This is a genomic window from Polymorphobacter sp. (assembly GCF_051860865.1).
GTDB lineage: Bacteria > Pseudomonadota > Alphaproteobacteria > Sphingomonadales > Sphingomonadaceae > Sandarakinorhabdus.
The window spans coordinates 1-13,398 of sequence record NZ_JBIMKZ010000082.1 but is presented as its reverse complement, the minus strand read 5'-3'; the positions used below and the strand labels follow the sequence as shown (position 1 = coordinate 13,398).

The 13,398-nt window shown below is 63.5% G+C and carries 12 protein-coding genes and 1 pseudogene; 10 read left to right on the top strand and 3 right to left on the bottom strand.

Annotated elements, in window-relative coordinates:
- Window positions 1-259 precede the first annotated feature (259 nt).
- Window positions 260-928 (top strand): TetR/AcrR family transcriptional regulator, encoded by a 669-nt coding sequence (locus tag ACTIFJ_RS13170; protein WP_439534575.1) that lies wholly within the window; start codon window positions 260-262, stop codon window positions 926-928.
- 525 nt (window positions 929-1,453) lie between these two features.
- Here ACTIFJ_RS13170 and ACTIFJ_RS13165 read toward each other — a convergent pair.
- Entirely contained in the window at window positions 1,454-1,894 is a 441-nt protein-coding gene (locus tag ACTIFJ_RS13165; RefSeq protein ID WP_439534574.1) for a hypothetical protein, read from the bottom strand.
- Between the two features lie 199 nt (window positions 1,895-2,093).
- Between ACTIFJ_RS13165 and ACTIFJ_RS13160 the strand changes: the two are divergent.
- Window positions 2,094-2,471, top strand: a pseudogene (locus tag ACTIFJ_RS13160) (DDE-type integrase/transposase/recombinase); the annotation flags it as partial.
- Between the two features lie 97 nt (window positions 2,472-2,568).
- Here ACTIFJ_RS13160 and ACTIFJ_RS13155 read toward each other — a convergent pair.
- Window positions 2,569-3,939, bottom strand: a complete 1,371-nt coding sequence (locus tag ACTIFJ_RS13155; RefSeq protein ID WP_439534573.1) for an aromatic ring-hydroxylating oxygenase subunit alpha — start codon at window positions 3,937-3,939, stop codon at window positions 2,569-2,571.
- A 536-nt stretch (window positions 3,940-4,475) separates the two neighbouring features.
- Window positions 4,476-4,910, bottom strand: a complete 435-nt coding sequence (locus ACTIFJ_RS13150; RefSeq protein ID WP_439534572.1) for a pyridoxamine 5'-phosphate oxidase family protein — start codon at window positions 4,908-4,910, stop codon at window positions 4,476-4,478.
- Between the two features lie 785 nt (window positions 4,911-5,695).
- On the opposite strand from ACTIFJ_RS13150, the gene ACTIFJ_RS13145 reads away from it, so the two are divergent.
- From ACTIFJ_RS13145 to ACTIFJ_RS13110, 8 genes are all read left to right on the top strand, one after another.
- Complete coding sequence (locus tag ACTIFJ_RS13145; RefSeq protein ID WP_439534571.1) at window positions 5,696-7,978, top strand: TonB-dependent receptor; 2,283 nt, start codon at window positions 5,696-5,698, stop codon at window positions 7,976-7,978.
- A gap of 226 nt (window positions 7,979-8,204) precedes the next feature.
- Entirely contained in the window at window positions 8,205-8,519 is a 315-nt protein-coding gene (locus tag ACTIFJ_RS13140; protein ID WP_439534570.1) for a putative quinol monooxygenase, read from the top strand.
- Window positions 8,516-9,277: an SDR family NAD(P)-dependent oxidoreductase gene (locus ACTIFJ_RS13135; RefSeq protein ID WP_439534569.1), complete on the top strand. Its 762-nt coding sequence runs from the start codon at window positions 8,516-8,518 to the stop codon at window positions 9,275-9,277. The genes ACTIFJ_RS13140 and ACTIFJ_RS13135 overlap by 4 nt, the downstream gene beginning before the upstream one ends.
- Window positions 9,278-9,292: 15 nt before the next feature.
- The gene (locus tag ACTIFJ_RS13130) at window positions 9,293-9,739 is read left to right on the top strand and encodes a cupin domain-containing protein (RefSeq protein WP_439534568.1); all 447 of its coding nucleotides are present in this window, start codon (window positions 9,293-9,295) and stop codon (window positions 9,737-9,739) included.
- Complete coding sequence (locus ACTIFJ_RS13125) at window positions 9,739-11,022, top strand: M24 family metallopeptidase (RefSeq protein WP_439534567.1); 1,284 nt, start codon at window positions 9,739-9,741, stop codon at window positions 11,020-11,022. Before ACTIFJ_RS13130 ends, ACTIFJ_RS13125 begins: the two co-directional genes overlap by 1 nt.
- A gap of 17 nt (window positions 11,023-11,039) precedes the next feature.
- Window positions 11,040-12,035 carry a thiamine pyrophosphate-dependent dehydrogenase E1 component subunit alpha gene (locus ACTIFJ_RS13120; protein WP_439534566.1) on the top strand — a complete coding sequence of 332 codons (996 nt, stop codon included), beginning with the start codon at window positions 11,040-11,042 and terminating at the stop codon, window positions 12,033-12,035.
- 14 nt (window positions 12,036-12,049) lie between these two features.
- Entirely contained in the window at window positions 12,050-13,042 is a 993-nt protein-coding gene (locus ACTIFJ_RS13115; RefSeq protein WP_439534565.1) for an alpha-ketoacid dehydrogenase subunit beta, read from the top strand.
- Window positions 13,043-13,052: 10 nt separating this feature from the next.
- Window positions 13,053-13,292: a biotin/lipoyl-containing protein gene (locus ACTIFJ_RS13110; protein WP_439534564.1), complete on the top strand. Its 240-nt coding sequence runs from the start codon at window positions 13,053-13,055 to the stop codon at window positions 13,290-13,292.
- Window positions 13,293-13,398: the final 106 nt, after the last annotated feature.

Below are 13,398 nucleotides of genomic sequence, written 5' to 3'. Positions count from 1 at the left end.
GTGCACCTGCACCGTGCGGCGGCAATGTGCAGCGGAAGCGCAGCATTTCGCCTTCGCCGGACAATGGCGACGAGAGAAAGGCGATGCGATCGCCGGTGACAGGATTGTGGATCTGGTTTTGCAAGGGGGTCATCGGAATGCCTTGTCTCTAAGTGGTGACATGGCAAATATCACCGGTCGGTGACATATGCAAGAACATTTGTCACCGACCGGTGATATTTTTCTGGCCAGTCCCCCATTCACGGTCTAGGGAGAAGGAATGAGTACCCCGACACCCGCCCCGGACCTTGACGATCGCGGCCGCGATCGCTCCCGCACCGAGCTCGCCATCATCGCTGCCGCGCGCGCCGTGCTGGTTGAAAAGGGCTTTGGAGGATGGGGGGTCAATGCCATCGCCCGCGCCGCCGGCTGCGACAAGCAACTGATCTATCGCTATTTCGGTGGCCTTGACGGGCTTGCTGAGGCGCTCGGAATCGAGCTTGCGGAGGACATCGAACGCGCGCTCGCGGTTGCGCCAGTCCCGCACGTCGCGAGCTATGGCGAACTCGTCGCCGCGTTGATCGACGCGCAGGTCGAGATGCTGCGCAACCATCGCGTGATGCAGCGCATCATCGCCTGGGAATTGTCCGAGGCCAATGCGCTTACGCGCGCGTTCGCGGAGGCGCGTAGCCGTGCGTTGATCGGGTGGTTGGCCCGGATCAAGGGGGGCTTTACCCCGCCGTCCGGAGTCGACGCGCCGGCGGTGAATGCCGTGCTGATCGCGGCGGTCCAGCAGATGGTGCTCTCCAGCGTCAGTATCGGCGGGTTCGCCGGAATGCCGCTCGAATCGCCAGCAGACTGGGAGAGACTGCGCTCAACGATCCGGTCGCTGGTTGTCGCCGCCTATGAAGGGCCCGGCGGTACGGGACGGTCTCAAGACGGCACCTGACTCGCCCGAAGGACAAACCGCCATGGACTACCCTATGTGCGCTTCGCCTTATTTTGCGAGACGACACTATCGCAGCGCTATAGCGTAGACGGAGTGCTCATCATCATCGAGCATGGCCCGCCAGCAACTCGACGCTTTGGTCTCCCCAGCGCCAGGTTGGCTGTAACAGACCCATTTGCCCGCCTTATTCCCCGCCATTCCCATACCTGAAGACTTATGTGGCGCAACTTCAGAGCGTGTCAGCGGGCGGTTTTCGCCCGAGTCTCTGGTGGTCTGCTGACTGGGTAAGTTTCCCAGATAACAGGGAAATTCCTGGATAATCGCCCGAGAAACAGGCCAATCTGCCCAAGATGCGTTGGCGTTCGCGACAACGCTCTCGCGATAACAGTGACTTACGAGTTTAGTTATCCGCTTTCCTGTCAATCGCATAAAAAAGCCATTTTTGCGGCCAAAACAGTCGATTTCGAGTGTCATAACAGGTGATTTCGCACCGATAACAGGTGGGCGTAGAACGGCGCTCAGGCCTTATAATCGGCGATCTGCGCGTTCCACGAGCACGCCGGCGGCGTTCGGATAAGCTGGTCGACAGTCAGCCCGACTGGTTGCCGTCCACCAAGGATTGCGGCCTGATTTCGGGGGCGAGGAACGCCAGTCGGAGCAGGCGACGCTGGCATGCGACGGTGGGTGCATCAACCAGTTGGGAGCTGATGGTGCTAGCAACGCATGGGCCGCACGCAGCGCCTTGATCAGCGCCAGATCGCGCTTCGATGTGACTGGCTCGGAGCCTGCGGCGGCTTCGATCATGGTGCGGCCGCCGCGCAGCCGCATGCGGATCGGTAGTTCAAGTCTTAGGCGTGCTGGGTCGGCGGCATCCGCTGTGGCGATCTCGCCTACGCTGAGCCGCGATCGGATCCCAGGCAGCAGCGCAATGGGTAAGAGAATATGAAGGCTGGGATAAACTTCCACGCACAGGATACCGCGAGGGGATCGTTGTCGACGCGCGGAAGCAGCCGCCGCATCGTATCAGCAAGCCTGGTCTCTAGCGCGATGGCTGCGACCCGCCGGATCGCATCGGTGCTGACAGACACTCCAGTCGGAGCCACGCGCTATCCCTGCTGAAGCGGAGCAGAGACATAGTAGCGGCAAACTTGGCCCCGCGCGCCGTGGCTGGTCGATGCAGAGTCGGCAGACCACCGATGTGGTGGTGCAGGCGCTGCAGATGGCGGTATGGCGACGCAAGCCGAGGCACCGGGTGTTGGATCCACTCGGACCAGGGCTCGCAGTTCACCAGCATGGACTGGGCAGCCTTCATACGCGCGCACAATATGAGCACTCGATGAGCCGCCGCGGCAACTGCCATGACAATGCCGTCGCCGAGAGCTTCTTCTCCTTGCTCAAACGGGAGCGCATCCGGCGCCGAACGTACAAAGCCCGCGACGAAGCCCGGCGGGACGTGTTCCATTACATTGAGATGTTCTACAACCCGGCGCGCAAGCTGGTCAGAAACGGCATGCTGTCGCCCGTCGCGTTCGAACCGCAGCAGATTTTGAAACGGAAGGCGTCTAGAAAACTAGGGGCTACTCACTCGGCACTTGAGCCGGCAGCACCGCCGCCAGACTTGCCTTGCGGTTGGGCCGCGTTCAATTGCGCAAGCCGAGATAGCGCTCAAGCTCGGCATGGAAATGGCCGATACGCTGCTCCTGCTCGGACAATATGCTGCCGCGAAAGCCATGGCTCTCGATGCCCTTCTGGATCTCGGCGAACAGGCTGCTGTCCTGGTCGAAGACCTCGCCCAGCCCGCCGTCGCGCCAGTCGATCTGCTCGATCACGGCTGGCTCACGGCCGGAAATGTCCCAGCCCTCGGGCAGCCCCATATAGGCGGGCGGCAGAAACTCGGGATTTTCCTGCGGATGCAGCATCACGATCACGTCGAAGATGAACTTGCGGGGATCGGTCGCATGGGGGCGGAAATAGAGCAGGCTTACCCCTTCCGGATGGATACCGGCCTGGATGTTGGGGAAGATGAAATAATTCCAGTCGTCGGTGAGCTGATTGTCGATGAAGCCCGAGTAATCGAGCCCCAGCCGGGCGGCGCGGGCCCGCTTGGCCTGCTGCACCATCGGGCGGACATCCTCCATCCCGCCGGTGAAGCTATCGGGATCGATCCCGACTTCGCGCAGCATCGCTTTCAGGCCCTCATTCAATTCCTTGCCGTCGAGGCGCGGGCTGGCGAAGGCGAATTTCGTCACCATCCGGCTCATGCCGTGCCCATACAGGTCGATCTGCGCGTGATAGTCGTTGAAGACGGGGAGGATTTGCTGATGGACCGCATGGACATGATAGGCCTCGTTGAAGCCGTCGACACCGACCTTCCAGTTCGCCTCCCAGACGGCCTGGACCCGTCGCACGATCCGCATGTCCACGAGGCGATAGGGCCTCGCATGCTCGACCAGCGGACCGAGATGAACGGTTAGCGGCTCGGCATTCGGGTCCATGTTGAGAAACACGAAACCCTCCCAGGTCTCGCAGCGGACCTCGCTCAGCGACATGTCGCGGCACAGGGCCTCCTGCCTGAAGGTTTCTGGATCGGTGAGCTTCTCCAGCTGGCCATCGAGCCCGAAGCGCCAGTTGTGGAACGGGCAGGTAAAGCCATGGGGGCGACTGCCATCGGCATCACTGACCAGGCGGTTCCCGCGATGCGGACATACATTGAAGAAGGCGCGAATGCGGTCATCTTTGCCACGGGTGACAATGAACTCTTCGCGCCCGATCTCGAAGGTGACGTAATCTCCGGCCTCTGGAATATCCTCTTCGCGCGCCGCCCAGTTCCAGACCTTGCGCCACAGGTGCGTCCGTTCTTTTTCCTGCCATTCGGGCGAATAATATCTCTCGGGCGAGATCGTGGTGCTGCCATTGTCGACATAGGGCGCCTTGGCTTCGAACGAGTCGGGCGGGGCATCCGGATTGACCGACCAGCCATTTCGGCAATCGAATGCGTATTCGCTAGTCATCCCTGCTCTCCCGGCTGTGATCGATATCTTTGCCCGGGGAACCGACAAAAGCAAACTTCCAGTCCACGTCTCCGTCCACAGTCACTTCAGCGCCCAACGCCGCCCCATCAGCCGGAACGGCGACAAGACCCAGCGCTCCGCAGCCCTTGCGGAGTGGCGGGCAGTCATGAGCTAGGAGCAGGGCGGTTTAGGCACCCCTGCGTCTGGTGGAGACGAGTTGCAGTTGGACTGACAGCACCGCCACTACAAGTGCGGCCGTCGGTTAAATAGCTGTGCCGCCAACTGGCACCAGGGCACTGTCAGATTGCGACGAAACGAAAATGTGGGTGAGGCGCATCATCCCGGGTAAATGCTCACGTCGCAGTTGGTTCCGTTCGATGAAGCGATTGCAAGTGAGCATCTGTGGTCACATTTCATGGATCTCGACCGACCGCAAACAGGGCTGATCCGGAACGAAGCGGCCCGGGCGGCGGTGGGCACGAGAGGATGCTACCGTTCCAGCCCGCGCCACTATACCGCGCGCGGTCGGCGCTCGGTCAAACTGCGACCTCGCCCTCGTCTGCCCCATTCCAGTAGTTTACGCGCACCGCGCGGACATGGATCATCACCAGTCCGGGCGTGTCGATCCCTTGCGGGAACCAGCGTTCGAGATCGGGCATCCAGTGTTCGGCGAACGCCTGCTTGTCGCGCACGATGCGACCGTTGCCTTCGACCGCGATGAACAGCGGCGGTTTGCCGAGCAGCCCAGCGCTGCCTTGGAACGACAGCGCGACATGCGGATCGGCTGTAATATCGGAGATGGTACGCGCGTCGTCATAGCTGAAATAGAAACTGTCGCCTTGCCATTCAACTTCGCCATTGTTGCTCATCGGCCGGGTTGCGAGCATGCCGCCCTCGGTCCGGGTCGTCAGCATTGCAAAGTCAATTTTCCCCATCGCCTTGGCGAGACCGTGCAGGGTCATGTCGCTCATCAGATTTGTCCTTCAGGCTGTTCAACGTGCCAATCAAGCGGACAACGTCGGAAGCCTGGGATAGGTCCGCCGGGCATTGCTAAAGCAATTGTCCAAGCGATGCGGGGGCCTAGCCACACCTCGTGAGCCGTAACGCGTTCGGCTATTTCAGCAGGTCGCCCGAGGTGATCCGGCTAATGGTGATGCTGTACGTGAAGTATGCGCTGTCGCTGCGTATCAGTATAATGCAACCTAGTTCAGCTTGCACACGGGCCGGAACGCTTCGCGGATATCGGCGACGATTGTCGCGGGAACTTCGGCAAAATACTCGTCCTCGGTGCCTTAGGACCAGTCAGCGTTGGCAAAATCCGGCGTGAAGCGTGTGTGCTGAGGACGATCGCGTAGATCGTGCGGGCTCGGTCGGAATGTTTATGGCAAACGGCCCGGGTTGCATCAGCCCTCTCCCACTTCGGTGCAAATTGCGACAACGCCCGGTCGTCACGTGGCCGTCGCCCGGTTTCATCACACACGCTATCTCCGTGTCCAGGAAACCGTAATAGCGCAGAACCGGGGCGAAGCGGCGCCGCCCCATCGATGTGGCAATCGGCTTGTGCCTTCAGATCAATTAAAATCATGCATGTTTGTTTTTCCCTCTTCCATAGAACGAACATCTATGTTTGTTTATGGGCTCGCTGTAGACCAGCGCAACATGCTCGAGCCGCACAATAGGGGGCCGGGGTTTTTGGGAGGATGCTATGGGTGGATTCCGCCAACGATATTTCTTTGCCTGCTCCACAGCTGCTGCCGTGCTGCTGTCAGGTGCCAGTACGTCCGCGCTCGCCCAAGCCACCACGCCGCCCAGCACCGACCCCATGGGCGGCGGCCAGTCCTCCGTTCTCGAAGACATTGTCGTCACCGCCCGCCGTGTGACTGAATCGCTCCAGGATACGCCGGTTGCCGTCACCTCCTTTTCGTCCCAAGCGATCGACCGCAAGTTCGCCACCGACCTGCGGGCGCTGACCGGGGACATCCCCAACGTCGTCATCACCAACGTTCCCGGCTTCAACGCCGCCTCGATCGGCATCCGCGGCCAGTCGACCGGCGACATCATCTTGACCTTCGAGCCGGCCATCGGCGTCGTCGTCGATGATTTCGTCCTCGCCCACGTCCAGACCCAGTTGTTCGACCTGTTCGACATCGAGCGCATCGAAGTGCTGCGCGGCCCGCAGGGCACGCTGTTCGGCAAGAACACTGTCGGCGGCGTCGTCAACGTCATCACCAAGCGGCCCACGGACGAACTCGGCGCCGAAATCCGGCTCGGCTACGCCAGCTTCAACACCTTCACCGCCAAGGCGTCGCTGAACATCCCGATCACCTCGAACCTGTTCTTCCGCACGGCCGTGTCTTACCAGAAGGGCGACGGCTTCTACCGCCAGGCCAAGTCCAACAACGTCGATTTCGTGCCCGGCGTCGGCCCCGGCGACAATCGCCCGCTCGGTGGCCCCCAGTATCTGAGCGGCCGCGCCAAGCTGCTCTGGGAACCGAGTCCCGATACCGACATCATGCTGACCTATGAACTGCTGCGCGATACCGGCGCCAGTCCGCCCAGCGTCAACGAGACGCCGCCGGGCTTCCTGTTCGATACAGTCGGCTTCCCCGGCATCCAGACCACCGGCGCCAGTCCCTATGATACCGGCACCACGCTCTGCGCCGGCGACTCAAGTGCCCCCAACTGCGTCGGCACGCTCAATGGCCACCAGATCGATGTCGATGGCATTTACCTGCGTGGCGAGCATCGCGTCTCCGACGTTGGCTCGTTCACCCTGGTCGGCGGCTGGCGCCGTGCCATGTCGAAGCTGCCATCGGACTATACCGGCGAAAATGCCTTCCTGTTCGTTTCCACCCGCGAAGACGTTCGCAAGCAGTACAGCGTCGAAGGCCGTTTCAGCTCGGATTTCTCCGATCGCTTCAAGATCACCGTCGGTGGCATGTACTGGGGGCAGACGCTGGACGCCAATGCCACTTCGTTCCTCGGCTTCCTGCGCTTCCTCGGCGATCCCACCGCCACCACCGATCCCAACCAGTCGACCGCCTATTACAAGGTCGACAGCTACGCCGTCTTCGGCGAGGCAGAGTATCAGATCGCCGATCCGCTGCACGTCTTCTTCGGGGCGCGCTATACCAAGGAGGAAAAATCCTTCTCGGTGCAGCCGCAGGTTCGCCGGTCGATTATCGCCACAGGCTTCTGGCCCGAATATTCGGACAGCACGAGCTTCTCCAAGCCGACCATCCGCGCCGGCGTGCGCTGGGACGTCGCCGACGGCATCAACAGCTATTTCACCTACAGCCAAGGCTACAAGTCGGGCGGCTACAATGAGCAGGCAATGACCGCAACCTCGGCGTTGCCGTTCGGCGAAGAAACCGCCGACAGCTTCGAAATCGGCCTCAAGACCGAAACGCCAGACCGTCGCCTGCGCTTCAACGCCGCCGGTTTCTACGTCAAATATAATGACCTGCAGCGCGATGCCGTGGTGCCGTTCACCGATCCGATCACCGGCCTGCCCGGGCAGGAAACCCGCACCACCAACGCCGGTTCGGCCGAGGTCTATGGTGTCGAGCTCGAGTTCGGTGCGGTGCCGGTCAATGGCCTGACGCTCGGCGCGGCGTTCGGCTGGCAGAAGGCCAAATATCTGGAGTTCTTCACCGATATCGATGGCAGCGGTACCAATGTCGATGCCACCTTCCTCAAGCTCCGCAACGTACCGGAAGTCACCGCCAACTTTACCGCCAACTATGAATTCCCGCCCCAGCCCTGGGGCCAGGTCAGCGTCAACGGCGACGTTAACTACCAGTCCGAGTTTGAATCGGTCACCCTCAATGCCGATCGCACCCAGGGCCAGGCGCGCACGCTGGTCGGCGCCAGCCTGATCTGGTCGTCACCCAGCGACCGCTACCGGATCTCGGTGTTCGGCCGCAACCTGCTCGACCGCGTCTACCGCGTCTCTGCCAACTCCGTCGCCGGGCTGTTCAACTTCACCAACTATGCCCCTCCGCGGACCTTCGGTGTCGAGCTGGCCGCCAGCTTCTGAGACGGTTGTGACGCCTCCCGCCCCCCCCGGATCGCGCCGCTTCGGCGGCGCGTCAGGGAGACGACTGCTGGGCCGGCCCGGTCCCCGACAGGACCGGCCCAGCTATTTTCTCTTTCGGGAGTGGCATCCCACGCCCTGCGGCACGCAACCAACGGCAAAGCGCAGCCGCGGGGTGATCGCAGCGCACGGATGGCCTGTTTTCACGCGTCCACGAAAGGTCTGATCGATGATCGGTATTCTCATGCAGGTCCGCACCAAGCCGGAGAAATCAGACGAGTTTGCGCGTCTGACGGCGCAATTGCAGAAGGATGTGCGGGCGCACGAGCCGGGCGTACTGGTGTATCAGGTGATGCGCTCCGAGGAGGATCCGGCACTGTTCGTGATGACCGAGGTGTTTGCCGACGAGGCGGCATACAAGGCGCATCCCGATATGCCCTATCATCAGGCGATGTCGGCCGCGGGTTGGGCGTGTGTGGACGGCCAGCCGGTCATCCAGCGGTTCACGCCGCTCGGCGATGCTGATATTGCGGGCGCGGCGTGAACGCGCTTGACGGCCAGGTCGCGCTGGTCACCGGCGGCACGTCGGGTATCGGCGAGGCCGTGTCCCGGGGGCTGACCGCGCTCGGGGTTCGCGTTGGCGTGCTGTCCAACGCGCCCGATGCCGAGCTTCAGGCGGCGATCGAACGCGGTGACATCGCTGCCGCCGAGCGGGCCGATCTCGCCGACGCGGACGCGGTGTTCCGCGCCGTCGAGGCGCTGGTCGCCCGGCTTGGTGCGGTCGATATCCTCGTCAACAATGCCGCCATCTGGCAGCCCAACCCGGTACCGGAAAGCCCGGTGGCGCTGTTCGACCGCCATGTCGACGTCAATCTCAAGGGCAGTTTCTACACCGCCCAGGCGGTACTGCCGGCGATGATCGCGCGCGGCGAGGGGCGTATCGTTTTCGTCAGCTCGGTCAGCGGCACTGCCGGCCGGGCCGGGGACAGTGCCTATTCGGCGTCCAAGGCCGGGGTGGCGATGCTGGCGCGCACGCTGGCCGCCGAGCAGGGGCCGAAGGGTATCCGCATCAACTGTGTTTGCCCCGGTGCCGTCGCCACGCCGCTGACCGCCGCGCTGCGCACGCCGGAAGGCGAGGGTGCCATCGCCGCACTAATGGACGGCCACCCCAGCCCGCGCCGCAAGTTCTTCATGGAGCCGGCGCAGATCGCCGACCTGATCATCTTCCTCGTCAGCCCGGAGTCGAGTGCCGTGCACGGCGCGGTAATCGCCGCCGACGAGGGCCTGACCGCCACCATGTGACCGAGGAGACCGAAGATGAATGCCATGCATGACGCCGGCAAGACCGGCGACCTTATCGTCAACATCGCCGATGCCTATCCGCACGAACTCGGCACCGGCACCACCGTCAAGCTGCTCCGCTACAGCGAGGAGACCGGGGACTGGGTGCTCTGGGTTGAGATGCAGCCCGGCGCCACCTTCGCGCCGCACTGGCACCTCGGCCATGGCCAGTATTTCGTCACCAAGGGCGAGCTGATCTATGATGTCGGTTCGGCGCCCGCCGGTACCTATGGCTATGAGCCGATCGGCTCGCGCCATGCCGAGGCGCGCTGCGAGCAGCCGACCGAATATCTGTTCATGGGGCACGGCGCCGTCGCCTTCACCGACGAGGCTGGCGCGGTGCGCTTCATCCTCAACCATGAATTCCTGCGTGACCTGTCGCTGGGCGCCGATCAGGCCAATGTCTCGAAAGCGGCCGCCTGATGACCGCTGCCGCCATCACCCGCCTCCGCAGCCAGATGGCCGCCGAGGGGCTGGCCGCCGTGGTACTCAGCCACCCGCATGATGTTCGCTACGCCACCGGCTATCATTCGGTGCTGGAACGCTGGACGCAGATGGAGCCGTTCGCCGCCGCCATCGTGCCCGCCGAACCGGCCAGCCCGGTGATCCTCGTGGTGCCGGAGGCCAATGTCGGCATCCTTGCCGTGCTCAACCGCGACGCGCCACGCTGCCATTTCGACGAGATCCGCACCTTCGACCTGCTCAATTTCTGCGAGGTCGGCCGCTATGTCGATCCCGATCGTCCGGCCAGCCGATTGGGCGATGACGCGATGGCCATCGCTGGTGCCATCCGCGGCAGCTGCCAGCCGGACATTGCCGCGGCGGTGGCAGTGGCTCTCGCCGACCATGGCCTGGCCGATACCATCATCGGCTTCGACGAGCACCGGCTGTCGGCGGCCGTCCAGCGCCGCACCGCCCATCATTTCGTCGACGCGCTCGACCTGATGATGCGCGTCCGCGTCGTCAAGACCGAGGCGGAACTGGTCCGCTACCGCACCGTCGGCAAGATGGCCGACCGCGTCATCGCCCATGCCGGCAGCCTGCTCCATGACGGCGCCGACTGGAACGACGTCCAGGCCCGGATCTGCGATTTCATGGTCCGCAACCATGTCATCCCGGTCGATGACGGCGGCATGCTGTTCGGTGGCAGCTATGAGGGCGATGACTTCATCCCCGACCTTTTCCGCACCGCCGGCAACCGGGCGCTGCATCAAGGCGACATCGTCATCCTCGAAACCCAGGGCGTGCTCGACGGCTTCTGGATCGACATCAACCGCACCGCCATCATCGGCCCGCCGACCCCGGCCTATCAGCGGATGCACGACATATTGCGCGATGCCTTCCTGAAGATGGTCGACAACCTCCGCCCCGGCGTCTCCACCAACAGCCTGCCGCAGATCGGCCTCGACCATCTGCGCGCCAACGGCGTCGCCGCGCCGGAGAAGCTGCTGGTGGTCGCGCATGGCATCGGCCTGATGCCGCTGGAAATCCCGCTGCCGTTCCCGGCCGCCGGCCTCGCCGGCGTCAAGCAGGGTTTTGTGATGGAGGAGGGGATGCTGATCAGCCTCGACAGCCTGTTCTTCGGCGCGAAGCATGGCCCCTGCCATATGGAGAATGTCTACGCCATCACCAGCGGCGCCCCTGAGCCGATGTACCAGGCCCCGCTCGAGTTGATGGTCGCCGCGCACACGCCCGAATACGCCTGATCCCGAAAGGAACCGACATGACCGACCGCCCCAACGACCATGCGCTCGAAAAATTTCGCCGCATGGTCCGAATCCGGTTGTTCGAGGACAAGGCCGAGGCAATCCACGCCGCCGGTGAAATCCCGGGCGCGCTTCACACCTATGCCGGGCAGGAGGCCTCGGGGGTCGGTGCCTGCATCGTGCTGCGCAAGGACGATTACATGGTCGGCACCCATCGCAGCCACGGCCACCCGATCGCCAAGGGCGCGGTGCTGCGGCCGCTGATGGCCGAGCTGCTCGGCAAGGTCACCGGCATCTGCAAGGGCAAGGGCGGCTCGATGCACCTCTCCGACTTCTCGGTCGGCAGCCTCGGCGAGACCAGCATCGTCGGCTCGGGCGTGCCGGTGGCGGCGGGCGCTGCACTGGGCTCCAAGCTGCTCGGCAATGACCGGGTGACGCTCTGCTTCTTCGGCGACGGTGCCACCAGCGAGGGTGCCTTCCACGAAGGCATGAACCTCGCCGCGGTGTGGAAGCTGCCGGTGATCTTCATGTGCGAGAACAACGGCTATGCGGTTTCGACCCCGGCCAGCGTCGGCGTGCCGGTGAAGGACATGACCGACCGCGCCAAGGCCTATGCCATGCCGGCGGAGACGGTGGATGGGCAGGATGTCGATGCGGTCGAAGAGGCGATGACCCGCGCCGTCGAGCGCGCCCGCACCGGCGGTGGCCCGACCTTCATCGAGACCAAGACCTACCGCTATGCCGACCATGCGGTGAACATGGGCCGCATCCTGCTCGAACGCGGCGCCGAGGTCGACGAATGGCGGCTGCGCGACCCGATCAACCTCTACCGCGCCCGCCTCGTGCAGGCCGGCGTCGAGGCCAGCGTGCTCGAAGCGATCGAGACGGAGATCGCCGCCGAGGTGGCGGATGCCCTGCAGTTCGCGCGCGACAGCGCCTATCCCGAACAGGCCGAAGCGTTCGACGATGTCTTCGTCGAGCGGCTGCCGATCCCCGATTTCATCAGCGCCTGAGAAAGGACAAGCTCATGGCAAAAATCACCTTTCTCGAAGCCATCCGTCAAGCCCAGCATGAGGAGATGAGCCGCGACCAGACCGTCTTCATCATGGGCGAGGATATCGTCTGCAATGTCTTCGGCACCACAACCGACTTCGTCGAAGCCTTTGGCACCGACCGGGTCCGCGACACGCCGATCTCGGAAAATGGCTTCATCGGCGCCGCCGCCGGCGCGGCGATGGTCGGAACGCGGCCGATTGTCGATGCCACCATCTCGTCCTTCCTCTACCCGGCGATGGACCAGATCATGAGCATCATCGCCAAGTCGCGCTACATTTACGGTGGGCAGGCGCGGCTGCCGCTCGTGATCCGTTCCTGCATGTTCTATGGCAATTCCAATGCCGCCCAGCACAGCGACCGACCCTATTCGATGTTCATGAACGTGCCGGGGTTGAAGATCATTGTCCCGTCCAACGCCTATGATGCCAAGGGGCTTTTGAAGGCTGCGATCCGCGACGACGATCCCGTGCTGTGCTTCGAGGACAGCACCTGCTGGTCGAGCAAGATGGACGTGCCGGACGACCCCGACTTCCTGATTCCGCTCGGCCAGGGCGACATCAAGCGCGAGGGCAGCGACGTTTCGATCATTGCCATCGCCGGCGGCGTGCCGCTGGCACTCAAGGCGGCGCAGCAGCTGGCAAAGGAGGGCATTTCCGCCGAAGTCGTGGATCCGCGCACGCTGGTGCCGCTCGACAAGGAGATTATCCTCAAGTCGGTGCGCAAGACCGGCCGCGCCATCGCCGTCGATCCGGCGCACCAGAATTGCAGTGCGGCCAGCGAGATTGCCGCCCTCATTGCCGAACAGGCGTTCGGCGCCCTGCGCGGCCCGGTGCTGCGTGTGGCGACGGCGGATACGCACCTGCCGTTCTCCCCGGTCATCGAGAAGGCGCTCTATCCAACCGTCGAGCGCATCGTCGCCGCCGCGCGCAAGCTCGTCGGCACCGTGTCGCCCGTATCAGCCTGAGGATCGCACCATGGCAAAGCTTAAAGTCCTTCTTCCTCAGTTCGGCATGGGCATGCAGGACGGCGAGATCGTCCGCTGGCTCAAGGCCGTGGGCGACAGCGTCGCCGAGGGTGAGGCGCTGGTCGAGATCGAGGCCGCCAAGACCACGGTAGAAGTGCCGTCGCCCGCCGCCGGCACGCTGATCGAGATCGTCGCCGAGGAAGGCGAGACCGTCGACGTGCGCGGCCACATCGCCACGCTCGAACTCTGATCCCCGTGCGGCGCGTTGCTCTTGTCCTGGTTGTGATCGTCCTGGTCGCGGGCGGCGCGCTGCTCTGGCGCAATGCCAACCCGGCGCTGCCGCCGCTGGTCATCCC

Excerpts from the sequence above, each read along its gene's own strand:
- ACTIFJ_RS13170 (WP_439534575.1), top strand. The coding sequence starts at position 260 with ATGAGTACCCCGACACCCGCCCCGGACCTTGACGATCGCGGCCGCGAT.
- ACTIFJ_RS13155 (WP_439534573.1), bottom strand. The coding sequence starts at position 3,939 with ATGACTAGCGAATACGCATTCGATTGCCGAAATGGCTGGTCGGTCAAT.
- ACTIFJ_RS13150 (WP_439534572.1), bottom strand. The coding sequence starts at position 4,910 with ATGAGCGACATGACCCTGCACGGTCTCGCCAAGGCGATGGGGAAAATT.
- ACTIFJ_RS13140 (WP_439534570.1), top strand. The coding sequence starts at position 8,205 with ATGATCGGTATTCTCATGCAGGTCCGCACCAAGCCGGAGAAATCAGAC.
- ACTIFJ_RS13130 (WP_439534568.1), top strand. The coding sequence starts at position 9,293 with ATGAATGCCATGCATGACGCCGGCAAGACCGGCGACCTTATCGTCAAC.
- ACTIFJ_RS13125 (WP_439534567.1), top strand. The coding sequence starts at position 9,739 with ATGACCGCTGCCGCCATCACCCGCCTCCGCAGCCAGATGGCCGCCGAG.
- ACTIFJ_RS13120 (WP_439534566.1), top strand. The coding sequence starts at position 11,040 with ATGACCGACCGCCCCAACGACCATGCGCTCGAAAAATTTCGCCGCATG.
- ACTIFJ_RS13115 (WP_439534565.1), top strand. The coding sequence starts at position 12,050 with ATGGCAAAAATCACCTTTCTCGAAGCCATCCGTCAAGCCCAGCATGAG.
- ACTIFJ_RS13110 (WP_439534564.1), top strand. The coding sequence starts at position 13,053 with ATGGCAAAGCTTAAAGTCCTTCTTCCTCAGTTCGGCATGGGCATGCAG.